At 59.5% G+C, this 20,940-nt stretch carries 16 protein-coding genes; 10 read left to right on the top strand and 6 right to left on the bottom strand.

From position 1 onward, the window contains the following. Positions 1-807: 807 nt before the first annotated feature. The 5 genes from EI983_RS13030 (at position 808) to EI983_RS13010 (ending at position 9,342) form a co-directional block, all read left to right on the top strand. Positions 808-2,793 (top strand): CAP domain-containing protein, encoded by a 1,986-nt coding sequence (locus EI983_RS13030; RefSeq protein ID WP_198389295.1) that lies wholly within the window; start codon positions 808-810, stop codon positions 2,791-2,793. Between the two features lie 273 nt (positions 2,794-3,066). After that, a complete protein-coding gene (locus tag EI983_RS13025; protein WP_157707809.1) occupies positions 3,067-4,047 on the top strand; it encodes a carbon-nitrogen hydrolase family protein in 981 nt (326 codons plus the stop codon). A gap of 63 nt (positions 4,048-4,110) precedes the next feature. After that, positions 4,111-6,867 carry an aminotransferase class I/II-fold pyridoxal phosphate-dependent enzyme gene (locus EI983_RS13020; RefSeq protein WP_157707808.1) on the top strand — a complete coding sequence of 919 codons (2,757 nt, stop codon included), beginning with the start codon at positions 4,111-4,113 and terminating at the stop codon, positions 6,865-6,867. A gap of 20 nt (positions 6,868-6,887) precedes the next feature. Beyond that, positions 6,888-8,348, top strand: a complete 1,461-nt coding sequence (locus EI983_RS13015; protein WP_157707807.1) for a biotin carboxylase — start codon at positions 6,888-6,890, stop codon at positions 8,346-8,348. 19 nt (positions 8,349-8,367) lie between these two features. Beyond that, a complete protein-coding gene (locus EI983_RS13010; RefSeq protein ID WP_157709091.1) occupies positions 8,368-9,342 on the top strand; it encodes a C45 family autoproteolytic acyltransferase/hydrolase in 975 nt (324 codons plus the stop codon). A gap of 43 nt (positions 9,343-9,385) precedes the next feature. Here the strand turns inward: EI983_RS13010 and eutC are convergent, their stop codons facing one another. The 6 genes from eutC to dctP form a co-directional block, all read right to left on the bottom strand. Continuing rightward, positions 9,386-10,378, bottom strand: a complete 993-nt coding sequence (eutC, locus tag EI983_RS13005; protein ID WP_157707806.1) for an ectoine utilization protein EutC — start codon at positions 10,376-10,378, stop codon at positions 9,386-9,388. A 3-nt stretch (positions 10,379-10,381) separates the two neighbouring features. Further along, positions 10,382-11,371: a hydroxyectoine utilization dehydratase EutB gene (eutB, locus tag EI983_RS13000; protein ID WP_157707805.1), complete on the bottom strand. Its 990-nt coding sequence runs from the start codon at positions 11,369-11,371 to the stop codon at positions 10,382-10,384. A 246-nt stretch (positions 11,372-11,617) separates the two neighbouring features. Next, complete coding sequence (locus tag EI983_RS12995; protein WP_157707804.1) at positions 11,618-12,409, bottom strand: alpha/beta fold hydrolase; 792 nt, start codon at positions 12,407-12,409, stop codon at positions 11,618-11,620. Next, complete coding sequence (locus EI983_RS12990; RefSeq protein WP_157707803.1) at positions 12,385-13,686, bottom strand: TRAP transporter large permease; 1,302 nt, start codon at positions 13,684-13,686, stop codon at positions 12,385-12,387. Before EI983_RS12990 ends, EI983_RS12995 begins: the two co-directional genes overlap by 25 nt. Then, positions 13,686-14,195: a TRAP transporter small permease gene (locus EI983_RS12985; RefSeq protein ID WP_157707802.1), complete on the bottom strand. Its 510-nt coding sequence runs from the start codon at positions 14,193-14,195 to the stop codon at positions 13,686-13,688. The genes EI983_RS12990 and EI983_RS12985 overlap by 1 nt, the downstream gene beginning before the upstream one ends. A 72-nt stretch (positions 14,196-14,267) precedes the next feature. Then, a complete protein-coding gene (gene dctP / locus EI983_RS12980) occupies positions 14,268-15,239 on the bottom strand; it encodes a TRAP transporter substrate-binding protein DctP (RefSeq protein ID WP_246162173.1) in 972 nt (323 codons plus the stop codon). Positions 15,240-15,481: 242 nt separating this feature from the next. Between dctP and EI983_RS12975 the strand changes: the two genes are divergently transcribed. The 5 genes from EI983_RS12975 to EI983_RS12955 all read left to right on the top strand — a co-directional run bounded on the left by EI983_RS12975 (position 15,482) and on the right by EI983_RS12955 (position 20,914). Further along, on the top strand, positions 15,482-16,372 hold the full coding sequence (locus EI983_RS12975) for a LysR family transcriptional regulator (RefSeq protein WP_343038605.1): 891 nt from the start codon (positions 15,482-15,484) through the stop codon (positions 16,370-16,372). 239 nt (positions 16,373-16,611) lie between these two features. Further along, positions 16,612-17,229, top strand: a complete 618-nt coding sequence (locus tag EI983_RS12970; RefSeq protein ID WP_157707799.1) for a TetR/AcrR family transcriptional regulator — start codon at positions 16,612-16,614, stop codon at positions 17,227-17,229. 4 nt (positions 17,230-17,233) lie between these two features. After that, positions 17,234-19,333: an alpha/beta hydrolase gene (locus tag EI983_RS12965; RefSeq protein ID WP_157707798.1), complete on the top strand. Its 2,100-nt coding sequence runs from the start codon at positions 17,234-17,236 to the stop codon at positions 19,331-19,333. A gap of 131 nt (positions 19,334-19,464) precedes the next feature. Next, positions 19,465-20,100 (top strand): DUF1326 domain-containing protein, encoded by a 636-nt coding sequence (locus tag EI983_RS12960; RefSeq protein ID WP_157707797.1) that lies wholly within the window; start codon positions 19,465-19,467, stop codon positions 20,098-20,100. A 31-nt stretch (positions 20,101-20,131) separates the two neighbouring features. Then, positions 20,132-20,914 carry a DUF2182 domain-containing protein gene (locus EI983_RS12955; protein WP_157707796.1) on the top strand — a complete coding sequence of 261 codons (783 nt, stop codon included), beginning with the start codon at positions 20,132-20,134 and terminating at the stop codon, positions 20,912-20,914. Positions 20,915-20,940: the final 26 nt, after the last annotated feature.

Genomic DNA, 20,940 nt, shown 5'->3' with positions numbered 1-20,940 from the left:
TCGGATGAATTGGCTCAGGCCTTTCCGAACTGAAGCAAACAAAAACGTCTTAATCAGATTATATGCCAGAAATCGCATAACAACCCCCAATACCCAGCCCCTTGGTGCAACCACCGGATGAGCGAAAAAATCGCCGAGCACTGACCGGTGTCTCGGCAGGAATTCAAGTTAACGGCTGAGTTGGAAATGGCCAAACAAATGCTGCAATTTGGCCTAAATTACTGCAATCTCGCCATAATTTTGCCATAATTGGAGCGCTTTTGGAAACAGTCTCACTAGATGTTGTGATATTGTCTCAAGTGAGCACAACAGTGCAATTTGGCGGATTGGTCCAAACTCACAGAATCACCACAATTCGTTGAGAATCGGTTAACTGCTTCCGAGGTTCGTGACCGGGTAATGATCGGCTTTCCAGGTGGCGGGCGAGGGTGATCCTTGCCGCCATGCCCGTCCCCATAGAACCGGAAGTGATCTCCTGCACGTTTTTGGCCGACCCCGACGGGTGCTTTTGTCCGAGGGGAGGAACGCGCCCGCCAACCCCGGTTTCGTGACGGCCATCCGCAGAGGCCGGGCCGTGACGCCTGACGCCTCAGCGATGGTTTGAGCCGCGCTCGGGTCAGGTCGCGCGAGCATGTCGGCAGACCGCGATGACCGTGCGCTGCAACGCGCGTGCCCCCCGTTTAAATTGTGTTCGAGATAAGACCTTGGGCGGTCTTACTTACGCCAAAAAGTCAAACTTGCTCCATATTGGAGCCCCAAAGAAGCGGTTTTCTCGTCCGGCGCTACGCAACTGCCTGGATGTCGATAATGACCGTTTCGAGTAACGAACAACTGATGATCGAACTGGTGAACAGTTTTCGGCTGGACCCGTATGGTGAAGCAGTCCGCATCGGTTTGACGTCTCAGGAAATAGCCGCTCTGGGTTTGCCACAAGGCTCTGCTTCCCCCCTCGCAGGAACGTATACGCTGCATGTTGCGGCGGGCCAGCATTCCAGCTGGATGATCGCCAATGACGATTTTTCGCACACGGGCGCAGGCGGATCGAGTGCCGGTCAAAGAATGGAAGACGCAGGATATGTGTTTTCCGGGTCTTATCACTGGGGTGAAAACATCGGCTATCGCGCCTCTTCAGGGACGCTGGACACGACGCAGGCGATCTACCATCTCAATCGCGCCCTCATCCTCAGTGACGGGCACCGAGCCAACCTCCTGAACCCGGTCTTCCGGGAGGTCGGTATCGGTCAGGCGAATGGCGATTACTTGGGCTATGACGCCACCATGATCACGCAGAACTTCGCCACGAGCAACGGGGCAACTTTCCTCACGGGCGTGGTGTATAATGACATCAATGGCGATGATTTCTACTCGGTTGGCGAGGGCGTCGGGGGCGTCACGTTCAGCCTCTCGGGTAAAAGCGACACAACCTATGGGGCGGGCGGCTATTCCGTGAAGGTGACGTCGGGCGGCACGCAGACCGTCACGATCGCATACGGCACGACCGAGATCAGCGCCGCTGTTCACATCGGGTCAGAAAACGTGAAGCTCGACCTGATCGATGAGACGGTCTTGCGGTCGTCTTCCAGTCTGACGCTTCTGAGTGGAGCGACTGACGCCGTGCTGCTGGGGCTTGAGGATCTGTCTCTTTACGGCAATTCGAGGCATAACCATCTGACCGGCAATGCCGGTGACAACATGCTGGCCGGCGGTTTGGGCAACGATACAATCGACGGTGGGGCAGGGGTGGACACCGTCAAAATCAACGCCGGATCGTCAGAGGTTACCGTCGAGATATCAGGCAACGACATTATCGTGACATCCGCAGAGGGCACCGATGTATACAGAAATGTCGAGTTCTTTTCCTTTTCCAATCAGACGCTGACCAGTTCCGAAGTGCGAGAGCTGGATCCAAGCAACTCGACCACATCGTCGAACGCCACGAGCCCGGGCCCGTCCAGTTCGACAACCGGTCTCTTTATTGCAGGTGGAGATGGGGCCGACCTGCTCGATGGAAGCAATTACAACGACAGCCTGAAAGGCGGCAACGGAAACGACACCCTTTCAGGCTATGGCGGAGACGATAACCTGCCCGGAGGAGAGGGTGATGATCAGGTGTCCGGCGGCGCTGGCAATGATTTGCTGGGCGGCGGTCTGGGCGATGACACCTTGAACGCCGGCGCCGGCAACGATCAGGGCGGCGGTGGCGAGGGCAATGACGTCATCAACGCCGGGGAAGGCGACGACATTTTCTCGGGCGGTGCCGGAAACGACCTTGTTCAGGGGGCCGATGGCCATGACTGGCTCGCCGCGAGCTATGGCAATGACACCGTGACCGGTGGCGCGGGCAATGACACGATTGGCGCAGGACACGGGCACGACAGGATCAATGGCGGAGCCGGAGATGACCAGATCGGTGCGGGCAATCATGACGACACGCTGCTTGGCGGCGATGGCAACGATTTCCTCGGGGGCGGGTACGGTCGCGATGTGCTCGATGGAGAAGCGGGCCAGGATACGCTCAACGGCGGGTACGGCAGTGATACGCTGACCGGAGGGGTGGGGCAGGACGAGTTTGTCTTCAACACGCTCTCCGGCAACGGCAATGACGTGATCACCGACTTCCAGGTCGGGATCGACCATATCAAGCTGGTTGGACTGGATCTGGGCCATAACCCGATGCAAAATCTCGATATCAGGGACACGGCGAACGGTGCGGTCATTGAATATGGGGATTTCACGATCACCGTTTCGGGCGTGTCGTCTCACAGTCTCACCGCAGACGACTTCATCTTTTAATCGCAGGATCGTGCCGCGGGGCCGCGCCTTTTAGCGCGGTGTGAGATCCCGGGCCGTGCCTGTGTTCCTGGGGCTGTCGCCGAGACCGGCGAGGCCGACCGCCATGCTACGGAGCGCTCCGGCGTCGATGAAAGACGGGGTTCTTTGCGATTGCAGCGGTTTTGAACAGTCTTTATGAACGATATACCGAGTGTGCCGGGGCAATCACGTGCCTCTGACTTGGAACATTGTCATGTCAGCATCGCGTCTGACATCTTACGGAGATCAACCCAGATGACGCCCTTCGCAGTTGCCGGTGTGCAGATGTACGTGAATGCATTGCAGCCGAATGTAGACGGCATGATCCACCGTCTGGATGTTCTTATGGCACGGTTTCCCTGGACACAGATGGTGCTGTTCAGTGAGCTGGCCCCCTACGGGCCGCTGACAAAGACCGCACTGCCGCTGCACAACGAGGCGATCGACCGGTTCCGCGAAGCGGCGGTCAAGCACAATATCTGGCTTATCCCCGGCTCGATGTTCGAGCGCACCGAAAATGGAGCGATCTACAACACCTCGACGGTTCTCAATCCCTACGGCGAGACGGTCGCCGTTTACCGCAAGATGTTTCCGTTCCGCCCGTATGAGGTGGGGGTTGAGGCGGGCACCGGGTTCTGCGTGTTCGATGTGCCCGAGGTGGGGCGGTTCGGCCTTTCGATCTGTTATGATATCTGGTTTCCCGAAACCACGCGCCAGCTCACCAGCCAGGGCGTGGAGGTTTTGCTGCACCCGGTTCTGACAGGCACGACCGACCGCGATGCCGAACTTGCGATTGCCCGCGCCACGGCGGCGCAATTTCAATGCTATGTGGTTGATGTGAACGGTCTGGGGGCCGGCGGTGTTGGCCGGTCCTGCGTCGTCGACCCGTCGGCGACGGTGCTGCATCAATCCGCGGGGCAGGAGGACATGTTTCCGCTGGAGCTGGATCTGAACCAGGTGCGCCGCCAGCGCGAGACGGGGATGAAAGGGCTGGGGCAGGTGCTCAAGAGTTTCCGCGACCGCTCGGTCGATTTTTCTGTCTATGACCGGGCCAGCGGCACGGATGCGTATCTGCATCAGTTGGGGCCGCTTGAAACACCCAAACAGGGGTCGCGGGCGGGCATCCTGTTGAACGATGCAGGCACCTCTGCAAAGCCTGTGAAACCCTATGCACACCGTACTCATCCGAGGGATCATCAGGAACTTTTCGATCCCGTCAAAACCTCCGGCGGTTGACGTCAGACGATAAACCCTCACTATGGAGGGCTCGTCCGTTGTCGATAACGCGAGGGCCCTGCCATGCAGTCAATGAGCGACTATTACTCGGCAATTCAGCTTCGATCTGATCGATGGAGCGCACTGCGAGAAGCGTCTTCCGCACTGTCCCGCGATCCTCAGGGAGCACGCTCTGAAGCGCAAGTGAAGAAGATCGAAGGGCTTTTTGAGTCCCTTGCCCTGATCGAAGCCTACTGGGCCTTTCCTGGTATGCAGGTGTTCGATCACCTCCGGCGTCAATTCGAACACAAGAACTATTACGACGTGGCCTTTGCGGTGCAGCGCATCACCCGTGCCCTGACCACCGGGGCCTACCGGCGGCGCCATATCCCTCTTGAACGCGACAGCGCGGATGCCGAAGAACACGAAGATGAGGTGATCCAGTCCGTCGAGGCGCGCGCACTGGCCAAACCCTATTTCGAGGTGATGATCGTTGACGACGTCAATGAGCACCAGGAGCGATGGCTGAAAAGCAACTTCTCCAGAATGCGGCGGATCGAAGACCCGTTCCATTATGAAACGGTGGTGGTGCCCAGCCTTCAGGATGCGCTGATCGGGGTTCTTTTCAATCATAACATTCAGGCCATCGTCGTGCGGCCGGGTCTGATCATGGAATCCAAGGTCGAACTGCCGATCCTGACGCGCTATCTGGACCGGGCAGGGGGGATCGACACCATCGAGGCGCTCAGCCCCGAGGATTACGGCCCTGAACTCTGCCGCCTGATCGCCAAGGTCCGGCCCGAGCTTGATGCCTATCTGGTCACGGACCGGTCCGTCGAGGATATCGCGGGGCTTGATCTGGGTATTTGCCGGAGGGTGTTTTACAATCAGGAAGACTTCCTTGAGCTGCATCTGAATATTCTGCGCGGGGTGCAGGCGCGTTACAAAACGCCGTTTTTCACGGCACTTGTGGAGTATTCCAAACAACCGACCGGCGTGTTTCATGCCATGCCCATCAGCCGGGGCAAATCCATTTCGCGCAGTCACTGGATTCAGGACATGGGGGCGTTTTACGGGCCCAACATCTTCCTTGCGGAAACCTCGGCCACATCCGGCGGGCTCGACAGCCTGCTTGAGCCGCACGGTCCCATCAAGGAAGCGCAGGAACTGGCAAGCCGGGCGTTCGGGTCAAAGCAGACCTATTTTGCCACCAATGGCACCTCGACTTGCAACAAGATCGTGGTGCAGGCGCTGGTGCGGCCCGGTGACATCGTGCTGGTCGACCGGGACTGTCACAAGTCGCACCATTACGGGATGGTGCTTGCCGGGGCGCAGGTCGTTTATCTCGATAGCTATCCGCTCAATGAATACTCCATGTACGGCGCGGTTCCGCTTCGCGAAATCAAGCATCAGCTTCTGAAGCTCAAGGCGGCAGGCAAGCTCGACCGGGTAAGGATGCTGCTTCTGACCAACTGCACCTTCGATGGGATCGTCTACAATGTGGAGCGGGTGATGGAAGAATGTCTGGCGATCAAGCCGGACCTCGTGTTCCTGTGGGACGAAGCCTGGTTCGGCTTTGCCCGTTTCGGCCCCACTTATCGCCAGCGCACCGCGATGAACGCTGCCAATAACCTGCGCGAACGTTTGCGCAGCGACAGCCACATCGCCGCTTACGATGCGCAGCAGGCGGAACTGGCCGGTGCGGATGATGAAACGTTGCTCAATACCAGGCTGTTGCCCCCGCCAGATGCGCGCGTGCGCACCTACGCGACGCAATCGACCCACAAGACGCTTACCTCCCTGCGGCAAGGCTCGATGATCCATGTCAACGACCAGGATTTCAAAGGTGAGGTCGAGGCAAGTTTTCACGAAGCCTACATGACCCACACCTCGACCTCGCCCAACTATCAGATCATCGCCAGCCTCGATGTCGGGCGGCGGCAGGTGGAACTGGAAGGGTTCGAGTTTGTCCAGCGTCAGGTCGAGGCGGCCATGTCGATGCGCCGCGCGATCCACACGCACCCCTTGCTGAAGAAGTATTTCAAGGTGCTGACGGCCGGAGACATGATCCCGGAAGAGCACCGCGAAAGCGGCCTTCAAAGCTATTATGACCCGGATCAGGGCTGGGCCGATATCTGGGATTGCTGGGAGAAGGACGAGTTCGTTCTTGACGCCACCCGCGTGACTCTGGCGGTCGGTGGCACGGGGTGGGACGGAGACACGTTCAAGACCGATATCCTGATGGACAAATACGGTATTCAGATCAACAAGACGTCGCGCAATACCGTGCTGTTTATGACGAATATCGGCACGACGCGCTCTTCCGTGGCTTATCTGATCGAAGTGCTGGTCGAGATCGCCAAGGAGCTGGACGAGTTGCTGGATGATGCGTCGATCATGGAGCGTCGCGGGTTCGAAAAGCGCGTCGCCAACCTGATGCATGACTTGCCGCCGCTGCCGGATTTCAGCCGCTTCCATGACGCGTTCCGTACCGACGACATGACCAGCGAAGGCGATATCCGCTCGGCCTTCTTCCTTAGCTATGATGAGAAGAATTGCGACTATCTGGAGCTTGACGGCTCGATCAACGATGCGCTGGACAGCGGCGATGATGTGGTTTCAGCCCAGTTCATCATTCCCTATCCGCCAGGTTTCCCGATCCTGGTGCCGGGGCAGGTGGTGAGCAAGGAAATCCTGGCCTTCATGCGCGCACTGGATGTGAGCGAGATTCATGGCTACCGCGACGATCTCGGGCTTCGCGTGTTCACCAAGAAGGCGCTGAAACAGCAGGCCAAAACAAATGCCGCGCGGCTGAAACTCAATAATGAACGCCATAAGTAATAAACGCAGGGAGGACACACATGCCAAAGGCCGTCTTGAAGAACATATCTGAAATTCGCCGCCACTTTCACCGCAATGAGGACCCGATCTATTTTATCTCGGCGACCAATTTCAACCTGCTGGGTTTGGATGAATGGTGCAAGAATTTCAAATACATATGCTATATCGACTGCTATGGCGGAAAGCATCCGAACGTGTTCTGCCCGTCCGAGCAGCCGCATGCCGAATTCCAGTCGATCGAGGATATCAACAACTACCTGTTGCAGCACAAGGAAGTGATCGACCTGATCAAACGCCGTGGCGGCAAACCCAAATTTGTCTTTCTGATGTTCGATGAGGAGACCGAGCGTCTGAGTAAGGAGCTGGGGGCCGAGGTCTGGTTCCCAAAGGCGAAGCTGCGTCAGAGCATGGACAACAAGATCGAAACCGTGCGGATCGGCAACAAGGCCGGTGTGCCGTCGGTGCCCAATGTGCTGGCCGAGGTCAAATCCTACGAAGACCTGCGAAAGACCTGCGAGAAAGCCGGGATCGGGCATGATCTGGTGCTGCAATCGGCCTTCGGCGATAGCGGGCACACGACGTTCTTTATCAAGAATGAGGCCGATTTCCGCCGCCATGAACATGAGATTGTCGGCGAGGGCGAGATCAAGATCATGAAGCGGATCGACTGCCGCGGGTCGGCCATCGAGGCCTGCGCCACCAAGGAGGGCACCATTGTCGGCCCGCTGATGACCGAGCTTGTCGGTTTCAAGGAATTGACACCCTATCGCGGCGGCTGGTGCGGCAACGAGATTTTCTCCACCGCCTTCCCGCCCAAGGTGCGCCAGCAGGCCCGGGAGCTGACCTTCAAATTTGGCGAGCAGCTTCGCAAGGAGGGGTATCGCGGGTATTTCGAGCTCGATTTCCTGATCGACAAGAAAACCAACGATATCTGGCTGGGCGAGTTGAATCCGCGCATCACCGGGGCATCGTCCATGACGAACCATGCGGCCTTTGCCCATGCCGACGCACCGCTTTTCCTGTTCCACCTGCTTGAGTTCTCGAAGAAGAAATTCAACCTGGATGTGGAGGAGCTGAACCAGCGTTGGGCGGACCCGGCGATGATCGATAGCTGGTCGCAGATGGTGATCAAGCATACAGACGACACGGTCGATATCGCCACCAAGGTGCCCGAGACTGGCATCTACAAGATGAACGAGGATGGCAGCATCAATTTCGACCGGTTCGACTATCACCGCCGCGCTGTCGAGAGCGAGAACGAAGCGTTCTTCCTGCGTATCCTGCAACCCGGCGACTACCGCTATGAGGGGGCCGACATCGGGATCATCGTGACGCGCGGACGCTCGATGACACCGGGCTTCAAGTTGAACGAGCGCGGCAAACGCTGGATTCACGGGATCAAACAGGGGGTCGAGGGCCGACCGTTGCCCGTGGCCGAAGCAGGGCCTGCCTTCGCGGATCCGGCGTTCAAGATCATGTAGTGCCTGCGCGCTGATGCAACTGAACTGGCGCGCCATATCGGAAGCCGAACCCGGCCCCATCTGGGCCGGGTTGTTCCATGAGTACTGGCCGGATTATCACCGCTGGTGGCTTCGCGAAGGGGCCGAGGCGCGGCCGGGATACTGGGACAGCCTCAAGGCGCTCAAGGCGCATATGCCCGAGCTGGTGCCGCTTTACGAGACGCTGTGCGAGCTGGTCGGCGGAGGAGACCACAGCTCCCGGTTTTTGTCGTTTTACTGCCCGCCTCCCTACCTTTCGGGCTGCAGTCAGGCGATCTGGCCCGGGGCCGAGCCGATGCTCGTGCGGAATTACGATTACAATCCGGGTGCGTTCGACTCGCTGATCCTGCACACCGGCTGGCAAGGCCGCAAAGTGATGGGTACAAGCGATGGCATGTGGGGTCTTGTCGATGGCATCAATGATGCCGGGCTGGCCGTCTCGCTGACCTTTGGTGGCAGGAGGGTGGTTGGGGATGGCTTTGGCGTCCCCTTGATCCTGAGATACGTGCTGCAGACTTGCGAGACCGCAAAGGAAGCGGGGGAAGTGCTCAGGCGGGTTCCGACCCATATGAGCTATAACGTCACTGTTCTGGATGCGAACCGGAAGTACCTGACCGCCTTGATGGCGCCTGATCGTGAGACCCTGATCACCAGTGCCGCTGTGGCCACGAACCATCAGGAACGTGTCGAATGGGCCAGCCACGCCAGGTTTACGGCCACTGTCGAGCGCGAAAGGTTTCTGCTGCAACGGCTGACGCTTCACGTCGAACCGCAGGAGAAGTTCATCAGTGCGTTCCTGCGGCCGCCGCTCTATTCGACGGCCTTCACCGAAGGGTTCGGCACGCTTTATACGGCGGTCTACCGGCCCAGAAAGCACAGGCTGGACATCCATTGGCCGAAAGCCCGCTGGGAATTTGACCTCAACCGGTTCAATGGCGGCGGCAGGCAGATTTTCACGCCGGAGCATGCCGTCTGACATCGCTTTGTGGCGCGGGTCGGGAACCGGAGCGAAAGGGGCTCTAATTCGCGAAGTCGCTGCCAAGCCCGGCCTCGGCGGCCTTTGCAAAAGCATAGGTCGCGATTGCGGTATCCTGTACGCCGGTGCCGGTGAGATCGGCGATCACGATTGCGTCGTCGCCCGTGTGCTTCGGTGCCAGCCCTGCGGCGACCTGTCCAAGTTCGACAAAACTCTGGTCTTCGGAAATGATCCCGGCCGCGATGGCTGCGCGCAATTCCCCGCGTTCGGCGGTCTGGGCCTGGCTGTCGGGCACGTAGAGATCCGCGCGGGTCAGACAGGCAGGCTCCAATTCGCATTTGTGCCCCTGATCCGATCCCATGGCGATGACCAACTGCCCCGGACGGAGCCAGTCTGCCATGACAAGCGGGGTTGATGACGGCGTCGTTGTGATCACCACATCCGCGGCCGACACGGCCTCGCCAAGTTCACCTGGCACGGTCACTGGAATGCCAAGCTCGTCAGTCAATTCCCTTGCCACATCCCGGGCCTTGTCAGGGTCACGTGCCCAGAGCGTGGCCGAGGTGATGGGGCGCTCCAGCAAGAGTGCCTTGAGTTGCAGCCGTGCCTGCATCCCGGCGCCGATCACGCAAGCGGTGGCCGCGGCTGCGGGCGCGAGATGACGCGCGGCGACGGCCCCGGCCGCTGCGGTGCGCACATCCGTCAGATACCCATTGTCCAGCAACAGGGCTTCCAGCATGCCAGTGCGCGCCGAATACAGCACCATCATCCCTGTCGAGCTGGGCAGGCCCAGCTTGGGATTGTCGAAAAAGCCGGGGCTCATCTTGACGGCAAAACTGTCCATACCCGGAACATAGGCGGCCTTGACGCAGATTTCGCCATTATGTTCGCGGACTGGCATCGACATGATCGGGGGCATCACGACCTTGCCCTCGGCAAGCGCACAAAACCCGCGTTCGACGCAATCGACGGCGTCTGCGTCCAGCGCGATCAAGGCGCGCAGTTCGGCTTCGGAGACGATTTTTACATTGGGCATGGCTTAGTCCTGTTCCGTTACATCGACATTTTCGCCAGAGATGATGCGGTGGTGCAGCGACATGTCGATGTTACCACCGCTCAGAAGGGCAAGGGCCGGACCTGTCGGGCGCACCTTGTCCGAGAGAAGGGCGGCCAGCGTCACGGCGCCCGATCCTTCGATGATCTGGCTCTCTTTCCAGTAGGCATGGCGGATTGCCTGGGCGATCTCGGTTTCGGAGACGAGGACAATCTCATCCACCAGATCCCGGGTCATGGGAAATGTATAGGCATTGTCGAGCCCGATACCCCCGCCAAGGGAATCCGCCAGAGTTGCTTTTTCTTCCACGAAAATCGGCTTTCCGGCTTTCAGACATGTATGCATCGCGGCACCGCGTTCCATCGACACGCCAATGATGTGAATGCCCGGGATACGCGATCGGAGTGCTGCGGCGACACCCGAGATGAGCCCGCCCCCCGACACCTGGACAAGCGCCATCTGAAGCTCTGGTACGGCCTCTGCGCTTTCAAGGCCGACGGTTCCCTGCCCGGCAATGATATCGGGGTGATCGAAGGGGGGGATCATGGTCATCCCCTCCTCGGCCACGAGGCGGTCCACTTCGATCTGCGCGTCATCCTGGCTCTGGCCGATAATGCGGACCTCTGCCCCCTGCGCACGAATACCGTCGATCTTGTTCTGGGGCACGAGGTTGGACATGCAGATGATGCATTTCACCCCGTTCTGACGCGCCGCATAGGCGAGGCCTCGCCCGTGATTTCCGGTCGATACGCCGACCACGCCACGCGCGCGCTCGTCCTCAGAGAGGCTCAGCACTGCATTGGTCGCCCCGCGCAGCTTGAACGACCCGGTGCGCTGCTGATGTTCCAGCTTGAGATAAACAGAGGTATCGCACAGCGCACTCAGCGTGTCCGATGGCACCACCGGCGTGGGATGAATGGTCGAGGCAATGCGTTTCCGAGCCTGCTCGATCTGGTCGACGGTGATGTGGCTCATGTCATGGTCCCTGTGTCTGCCCGGCCGCATCGGATACATCAGCGCGGGGACTTCGCATCTAACGGCTTTCGTCCGTGATAACCATGTTTGCGCCTCGCGTACATCCATGCCGGATTCCCCGGGCGCAGGTGCGGCGTGTCCTCATCGGGTGGTCCGGTTTGATTGTTAATGCAGCAAGCGGCGGGAGTTTGTCATCTTAGACTGACGCGGTCGGCAAAACCGCAAGCCCGGGCTGCCCGGACCGCGTCAGTTCAGAAAATCGGCAAGCAGGCAGTGGAACAGGCACGGTTTCTCAAGATGCGCCGCGTGCGATGTGCCGGGAATGACCGCCAGTTTCGCATTGGGGATCTTCGTCCACATTTCCTCAACCTGAGGCCAGCGATAGGAACGATCGGTGTCCCCCCAGAGGATCAGGGTTGGCATCGACATACCTTCGAGATTGCCCCGTCCGTCCCAGGTTTCCATGCCGTCATAGGCCATGAGCGCCGCCTCGCTGGAGGCTGGGTCGCCCACGCGGGCCAATTGCGCGACGACGGCGCGACCGGCATCCGTTTCGGCGTCCAGAACCCAGGTTGCGCCCACTCTCCGAATGGTTTTCGCGACGCCATCGGCGCGAAACCGTTGACGGGATTCCTCAATCGTCTCAAACCGGTTCGGCATGAGCCCGAGCGGACCCGTCCCGTAAAGAACCAGTTTTTCGACCCGGTCGGGGATCTTCGCGGCGATTGTCTGGACGATCATCCCGCCCATCGAATGCCCGAGCAGTGCGAAGGTGGAAATCCCCAGCTTGTCCAGGAACTCGATCACGTAATCGGCCAGTCCATCAACGCCCTTGCGGGCGGCCAGTCCGGCGGCTTCGCCAAAGCCGGGCAGATCGGGGGCGATGACGTCATGGCTGCCGCTGAAGCGCTCGATCTCGGCTTCCCATTGCGCCGATCCCCCCAGAAAACCGTGGACCAGAACCAGAGGTGTTCCGGATCCGGCCCGGCGATGCGGGGCGGGGTCCAGCCGGATCAATTCATCTGTTCGGGCAACCATAGGGCAACCTCCGGAAACACAATGAGAATGGCGATCAGCAGGACCATGGCGGCGATGAAGGGCAGACAACCGATGATGACATCGCCGATCGACACTTCATCTCGACTGATCGCCTGTATGACATAGAGGTTTAACCCCACAGGCGGCGTCAGCACCGCGATCTCCATGGTGATCGTGTAAACGACGCCGAACCAGATCAGGTCGAACCCGGCGGCCGCCATCAGAGGAAAGATCGTCGGGAGCGTGATGAAGGTCATCGAGACCGGCTCGAGGAACATCCCGAGCACGATGTAGAACACGATGACGATGGCCAGAACCGTATAGGGCGACAGATCGAAGGACAGGAACAGCTCGGTGAATTGCTGTGGTACCCGGTAATAGGTCAGCACAAACCCGAACAGCACACCCGCCGACAGCAGAAGGCCGAGATACCCCATCGTCCGCATGGTCGAAAACAGCGCGGCCTTGAACCCATCCCAGGTCAGGCCACCCACGCCAAAGGCGAGGATCACCGTCAGCAGAGCCGCCACAGCGGCCGCCTCGGTGGGTGTTGCGATGCCCGCATAGATCGCCACCGTGATCACCAGGCCGATCAGAAGGACCGGGCCGACCGTGGACAGGATCATGGCCAAAGGCATCTTCTGCGCGTCCTCGCTCGACGGGATGTCCTCGGGCTTCAACACGCCCCAGGCCAAGACGACCACAACGAAACCGGTCACAAGAATGATCCCGGGTATGACACCTGCGATAAAGAGGTCGCCGATGCTCTGGTCTGTCACGATGCCATAAAAAAGCAGGATCAGGCTTGGCGGGATCAGCACCGAAAGCGTCCCCCCCGCGGCCAGAACACCGGACGAGAGCCGCTTGCCATAGCCCAGCCGCAGCATCTCGGGCAGGGCCACGCCGCCGATGGTCAGCGCGCCCACCATGGACGAGCCGCAGACGGCCCCGAATCCGGCGCTGGCGCCGATCGAGCCATAGGCCGCCGACCCTTTGATCCGCACCCCCTGGTGCAGGAACTGATAGAGGTTCGGGCCGATGTTGGATTTGCCTATTAACTCTCCTAAGAAGACGAATAACGGGACAGCGAGTAGGATATAGTCAATCCACACCCCCCATAGTTTGAGCTCGGACGAGACGACCGAGGTTTTCCAGCCCTGGATGTCCCAGAGAAAGGGCAGCGACGCGGCCGCCAGTGCGAACGGGATCGGCAGGCCGATCACGATGAAGATCATGAGCAAAGCCAGAAGGCCAAGGCCGACGGTATACCATTCCATCAGTCGTCTCCTTCCGATGCGGGGGTGAGGAAAAGGCGGATCAGTCTCAGCGCTGCATAGAATGCGAAAAGGACCAGAGCCGTGGCGCCCGGCGCCCAGAACCACCAGCGCGGCCAGTGCAGGATTTCGGAGGCAACGCCCGAATTGAACGAGCGGATCGTCGCGCTGACCCCGGCATAGGCAAAGAACAGTCCGACGCCGAGCATGATGATGTGATTGATGATGGCGAAGAGGCGTTGTGCTTTTGCCGAAAAGAGGTCGATCATCATGGTGACCTTCGGCATCGCATCTTCCCTGAGTGCAAACGCAAGCCCGGCGAAGGCGACCGGGAAAAGCAAAAGCGCGGTCGCTTCGGTTACAAGCCGGTCAGGTTTACCCAGCCCATAGCGGGTAAACACCCCGTATGAAATCCAAATCATCTGCACCAGTACGACGATCCCGCCCAGGGCCGCGGCCCATATGACGATACGCTCGACGCCCCGGATCAGACGGTCCAACCCCGTGTCCATGGCAAGCCTCGTTTTTGAGAAGGGAATGCGGTGGCCCCAGGCAGATCGGGGGCCACCGGTCTTGGCACCGGCTTAGGGTGCGTGGCTTGCGAGCAGGTTGCGCACCTTGCCAGCCAGTTCCGCGCCACAGGCTTCGTCGACCTTGACGTCCCACTGATCCTTGACGCTGGCAATCAGTGCCTTGCGCTGATCGTCCGGGATCGAGACGGCTTGGCCGCCTCCGGACATGACCGCATTGCCGACCTGCTGATCCACCCAGGCTTCATAGCGCGGTTTCAGCCAGGCTTCGGTTTCGGCGGCTGCGTCGACCATCGCCTGCTGTTCTTCGGCGCTGAGCGAGTCGAACTTGTCCTTGTTCATCATGTACTGGATGTTGCCGTAAAACAGGTTGGCATTGACCATGTAGGGCATGACGGTCCAGAGCTTCCAGGACGAGTAGGTCGCAACACCCATGTTGATGCCGTCCACAACGCCGCGCTCGGCAGACTGGAAGACTTCCTTCGGTGCGACAAAGACCGGCTCTCCGCCCCAGGTTTCGATCATCAGGCTCACCAGCGGTCCGATCGAGCGGACAAGTTTGCCGTCCAGGTTGCCGATATCGTCGATTGGTTCTTCGAACCACCATTCCTGATCATAGGAATAGTTCGAGTTGAACAACGGAACGAGGCCGACATTTGCCGCTTCGTCACGGATCAGTTCTGCATATGCGGCATCAAGGCCGGTCTGGTCTTCCAGGCTCACCTCGGCCGGATAGAGCGATGTGACCGCATAGCAGGGCAGGCGGTTGTCCGCATTGATCCACGAGATGTCCGAGACGCCACCCTGAAGCGAGTCCACACCTTCAGACCAGCCATGCAGCGTGCCTGACGGGAACACTTCGACCTTGACGCTGCCGCTGGTCTTTTCCGAGACCAGGTTCGCGAAATGCACAAAGCCATCGTAGCGGATATCGGCTTCGTTCACATAGGTGCTGAGCCGGACGGTGGTTTCAGCCGCGGCCGGCATCGCCGCCATGGTGGCAAGCACAATAGCGGTGGTAGTCATGAGTTTCGACATTGTTTACTCCCAGTTGGTCGGGCGTTCTGGCAATCATGGGTGTTGCCTGCCCTTATTGTTCAGAGGCCGGTGCCGCGGGGAGGAAGTGCGATTGTCTACATTCCACGTAGGCCCAACCTTACTCAAAGGTTAGAATTGCCCACCGAGCTTTGGCCAATCAAAACATGGCATACTGTTATGCAGAATTTGCATAGCGCTGAATTTTCAACCATGTTTGGTCAAAAAGGGGGATGGATATGGATACAAGGTGGCTGCAGGATTTCGTCTGCCTGGGACGCACGCTCAACTTTTCGCGCGCCGCCGAAGAGCGGAACATCACCCAGCCGGCCTTTAGCCGCCGCATTAAATCCCTGGAAAACTGGTTGGGTGTGCCTCTGGTTGTCAGGTCGATTTATCCCGTCCGATTGTCGGATGCAGGTGTCCAGTTTTTGCCGGTGGCACAGGAGACCATCAACCGATTGTCCGACGCCCGGCAGGATATCCGCGGCATTTATTTCGGCGGAACGGCGTTCCAGCGGATCGCGGTTTTGCACACGATTTCCCTGAATTATCTGACCACGCGTCTTCAGGAGCTGGATGATGAGTTGCCAGATCTGCGCGTCCGGGTCTTTTCGGATTTTCTGGCATCCTGTTGTCAGCTGTTTACGGATGGCACCTGTGATTTTCTGCTGTGCTACAGGCACAATAACGGGGCGCCTTTCTTTGATGAGGATGTGATTGCACGCAAAGACATCGGCCATGAAAATTTCTGTCCGGTGGCCGAGGCGAACGCGGCGGCGGCGAACGGGTGGGATTTGTCCGGGCCAAGAGAGCAGGGGATCCCTTATCTGAGTTATGACCCCAGCAGCTATCTGGGAACGATTGTTGATCAGATCATCGGAAACCGCGAACCGCCTCTGGAGCTTGCCTATATGGATGCGCATGCGGAATCCCTGAAGCGGATGGTGATCTCGGGCAAGGGTGTTGCCTGGTTGTCCGAGCGGGTGGTGGCCGAAGAACTGGCGGATGGACGTCTTGTGCGGGTCGGCGGGCCGGAGTGGCAAACAACGCTTACGCTCACGCTCTTTTGCGCCTCTGACAGGCTGGATAAGGCCGGGCAATTGTTCTGGGATGCAATGTAGCGCTGTGAATCAGCGGCGCGCGCCCGGGTAACCACCGAAGGCTGGAGATAAGACGGAGAACCGGAACCCGCCAGAGCCGCGGCGAGAAGGTTGTCAGGGTGGCGGTTTGCCCTCCGGGGTGAGGCTGCAGTTTACCGGCCTCATCCGTCCCACCATCGAATGCCCGTGCGCATTCAGTGTTTTTTTCTGAATTGATTTATTCGTTCGAACGATTTAATAAAAGGTAAAGGGAGAGTGGCATGGCGAGAGTTTCGGCGGAGCGTGTGCAACAAACGAAGCGGGATCTGCTGGCGGCGGCGCGCCTTGTGCTCACCCGCGATGGATTGGCGAACCTTTCCACCCGCGCCGTGGCCAAGGCTGCTGACACGCAGATGAGCCAGATCCAGTACCATTTCGGTTCCAAGGAGGGGCTTCTCCTTGCGTTGTTCGAGGATATGAACCTTCGCCTTGTGCTTCGCCAGCGGGAGACGTTTGAGAACCCCGAACTGACAGTCTCTCAGAAATGGTTTCTCGCCTGCGATTATCTCGAAGAGGATCTGGCCTCGGGCTATGTGCAGGTGCTGCAGGAGCTGATTGCGGCAGGCTGGTCCAATGCCCGCATCGCCGATGTTACCCGGGCCGGCCTCAGCCATTGGCACGATCTGATCACAGGGCTTGCAGAGGAATTCGAGGACAAGCACGGAAGTTTTTCACCCTTCAGCCCGAAGGAGATCGCCTCGCTCGTCAGTTCGGCCTTTATCGGCGCGGAGGCCCTGATCCTGCTTGGTTACGAAAATACCGACCATCCGGTCCGAACAGCGCTCCGGCGCGTGGGCGAGGTCATGGCCGAGATAGAGGAAAGTTCTACAGGAGGATAAGACAATGCGTGCTATGCTTCCCCATACGGAAGGCGTCGTGGATCGGGACGGGGTCCGGATACATTACGAGGTCTATGGGACGGGCGCGCATACGATCGTTTTCGTGCCCACCTGGGCCATCATCCATTCGCGAAGCTGGAAAGCGCAGATCCCCTATTTTGCGGAACATTTCAAAGTGGTCACGTTCGACCCTCGCGGGAATGGGAAATCGGATCGCCCGGACAAGGTCGAAGACTATGCGCTGGATCTCGTGCTTGAGGACGTGATCGCCGTGATGGACGCCACCCGGACCGAGCGGGCCACGTTGGTTGGAATGTCCTTCAGCAGCCTCGTGGCACTGGCCGTCGCGGCCTTGTGGCCGGAGCGGGTTGAGGCTGTTGTCAGCGCCGGGGCCTCCGTTCCCATCGTGCCGCCCATCGAAGGGCGCGGAGATACCTTTGAGGACCATATCGAAAACCCCACCGGCTGGCAGAAATACAATCGGGGCCATTGGGACCGCAACTATTCCGATTTTCTCGAGTTTTTCTTTGCCGGTGTTTTCAACGAGAAACACTCGACCAAGCAACGCGAGGATTCTATTGCCTGGGCGCTTGAGAGCGATGGGCGGATGCTGGCGATGACGCTCGATTCCCGCTCCCAGGTGCCGGGAACGGTGATTGATGATGACTTTTTCCGCAAGGTGCGTTGCCCGTGTCTTTTGCTGCACGGGGATGCCGATGTGATCACGCGCAAGGAAGGATCAGAGCGCCTTGCGGAGCTGACACAGGGCGAGTTGATCCTGTTTCCGGGTGGCGGGCATTCTCTGAACGGGCGTTTTCCGGCGTGGTTCAACACGACCGTCCGCGATTTCCTGGCGCGGCACCTCGGCACCTGGAAACCGCAGTCGAAGCCTCGCAGTCACCGCAGAAAACGCGCGCTTTACCTGTCCTCGCCCATCGGTCTTGGTCATGCGCGCCGGGATCTCGCCGTCACGCGTGAATTGCGCAAGCACCACCCCGATCTTCAGGTGGACTGGCTGGCCCAGGACCCTGTCACGCGGTTTCTCGACGCCAACAACGAGAGCATTCACCCTGCAAGCCGCATGCTCGCCAATGAAAGCGCCCATATCGAGGCCGAGGCCGGGGAGCACGACCTGCACGCCTTTCAGGCCATCCGCAACATGGATGAGATCCTGATCAAGAACTTCATGGTTTTCCAAGAGGCGCTGGAGCAGGAGAAATATGACCTGGTCATTGCCGATGAGGCCTGGGATGTCGATCACTACTGGCATGAACACCCCGAGTTGAAGCGCGCGCCGATTGCCTGGTTCACCGATTTCGTCGGCTGGGTGCCATTTGAGGAAAACGGGCCGCACGAGGCTTTCCTGACCACCGATTACAATGCAGAGATGATCGGCCATGTGGAAACCCGGCCCGAGGTGCGGGATCAGGCGATCTTTGTCGGAACAGCCGAGGACATCGTCGATCTGAGTTTTGGCGAGGGCTTGCCGCACATGCGTGACTGGATCCCCAGGCATTATGCTTTTTCGGATTATATCATCGGTGCTCATCCCGATACTTTCGGCTCCCGCGATGACCTGCGCGGCGCGTTCGGTTATGATGACGGGCGCAAGACCTGCATCGTCGCGGTCGGAGGGTCCGGGGTCGGGGCAACGCTGATCCGTCGAATCCTTGCAGCCTATCCTTTGGCCAAGGCGCTCCTGCCGGAACTGCGGATGATCGTGGTGACGGGGCCGCGGCTCGACCCGGCGGCGTTCGACGTGCCTGACGGGGTGGAAATGCGTGCTTTCGTGCCTGACCTCGATCGCCACCTCGCGGCCTGCGACCTTGCGCTTGTGCAAGGGGGGCTCACGACCTGTATGGAACTGGCTGCAGCCGGAACGCCCTTTCTCTACTTCCCCCTGAAGAACCATTTTGAGCAGAACTTCCATGTCGCCAGTCGGCTGGAGCGATACAACGCCGGCCGGCGCATGGCCTTTGACGAAAGCAGCCCCGAGCGTATCGCGTCGGCGATGACAGAGGAATTGCATGCGCCGCGACGGCCACATCCGGTGGCTGCTGACGGTGCCCAACGCGCGGCGGAGTTACTGGCCGGCATGCTGTGACAGGGGGAGGGAAGGCCCCGCGCAGTGCTGCCCATCCCGCTAGGGCGATCATCAACCCGGGAACCACAAAACCCGGCAAAATCAGAGGCTCCGCGAGCAGTCATATCAACCCCGACAAAGGAGTAAGGGACATGATCGACTGGAGCATAAAAGGCGAGGAAATGGTGAACTGCAATTGCAACTTCGGTTGCCCCTGCCAGTTCGGCGTTCTGCCGACGACCGGCAACTGCGAAGCCGTTATCGTCTATGACATTGAAGCCGGGCACTATGGTGACGTCAATCTCGACGGGTTGCGCGCGGCGGCGGTGTATTACTGGCCCGGGCCGATCCACGGGGGTGACGGGCAGATGCAACTGATTGTGGACGAGGCGGCAACGGCCGAGCAGAAGGCCGCGCTCGAAGCGATCATGACCGGTCAGGACACCGCCGAAATGGCGACGATGTGGTTTGTCTATGGCGCGATGAGCCCGACCAAGCATCCGACGCTCAGCGCGAGGATCGATCTGGATTGGGATGGAGAGGAACGCACGGGCAGGGCCAGGGTCGAGGGCGTGTTCGATATCGATCTTGTTCCCATTCCCCACATTGTCACCGGCGCGCCGCACCGGATTTCAATCCAGTTGCCGCACGGTTTCGAGTTCCGCCATGCGGAAATGGCGTCCGGAACATCAAAGACGACCGGCGGAGAGATCAGTCTGGCCTTTGACAAGACGCACGCGCATATCGCGAAGCTGCACCTGACGGGCGAGGGTGTGGTCAGTGCCTGACATCCAAGCAGGCGGCGGAGCAGTTGAAAGAATGCTCCGCCGCGACGGCCTCATTGTCTTGTTCGCCATGGTCGTTCTGGTCTTGATTGCCGCCGCCTACACGGTGTTCGGCATTGGCATGAACATGTCCGCGATTGAGATGACACGCATGGCCCGGCCAATCGGAGAGCCGATGAGCATGCCGATGCAACCTCACTGGTCGCTCTCTTATGCGTTGGTCGTGTTCTTGATGTGGTGGGTCATGATGATCGCCATGATGACGCCCAGTGCAGCCCCGCTTGTGCTTTTGTTTGCCGCGGTGAAGCGCATGGGGCCGGATGCCAATCAGTCCGCGGCACATAGCGGTCTGCTGCTCACCGGGTATCTGATGGCCTGGGCGGGGTTCAGCGCGGTCGCTACCTTCGGACAATGGTCGATGGAGGCGCTGGGCCTTGTCGCGGGGGCGATGATGACGCTTGAGGGGCGGGGGCTCGCGGCGCTCGTTCTGATCGCGGCGGGTCTTTACCAGTTTACACCGATCAAGACCGCGTGCCTCAAACACTGCCGGGCCCCCGGACAGTTCCTCGCGGACCATCACCGGCCGGGCGGCACGGGCGCTATCCGCATGGGGGTAGAACATGGAACCTATTGCCTGGGCTGCTGCTGGGCGCTGATGGCGCTGCTCTTCGTTGGCGGCATCATGAACCTATACTGGATCGTGGGCCTTACCGCATATGTTCTGATCGAGAAACTGGCGCCGAGGGGAGAGGTCGTCGCGAAGACGGCCGGCGCGGCCCTGATCTGTGTTGGGGCAGGCATGCTTCTGACGTCATGATCGGGCAGACGGCGTTAACACCAACG

Source organism: Roseovarius faecimaris (assembly GCF_009762325.1).
Lineage (GTDB): Bacteria > Pseudomonadota > Alphaproteobacteria > Rhodobacterales > Rhodobacteraceae > Roseovarius > Roseovarius faecimaris.
This window is presented reverse-complemented; position numbering and strand designations above follow the sequence as displayed.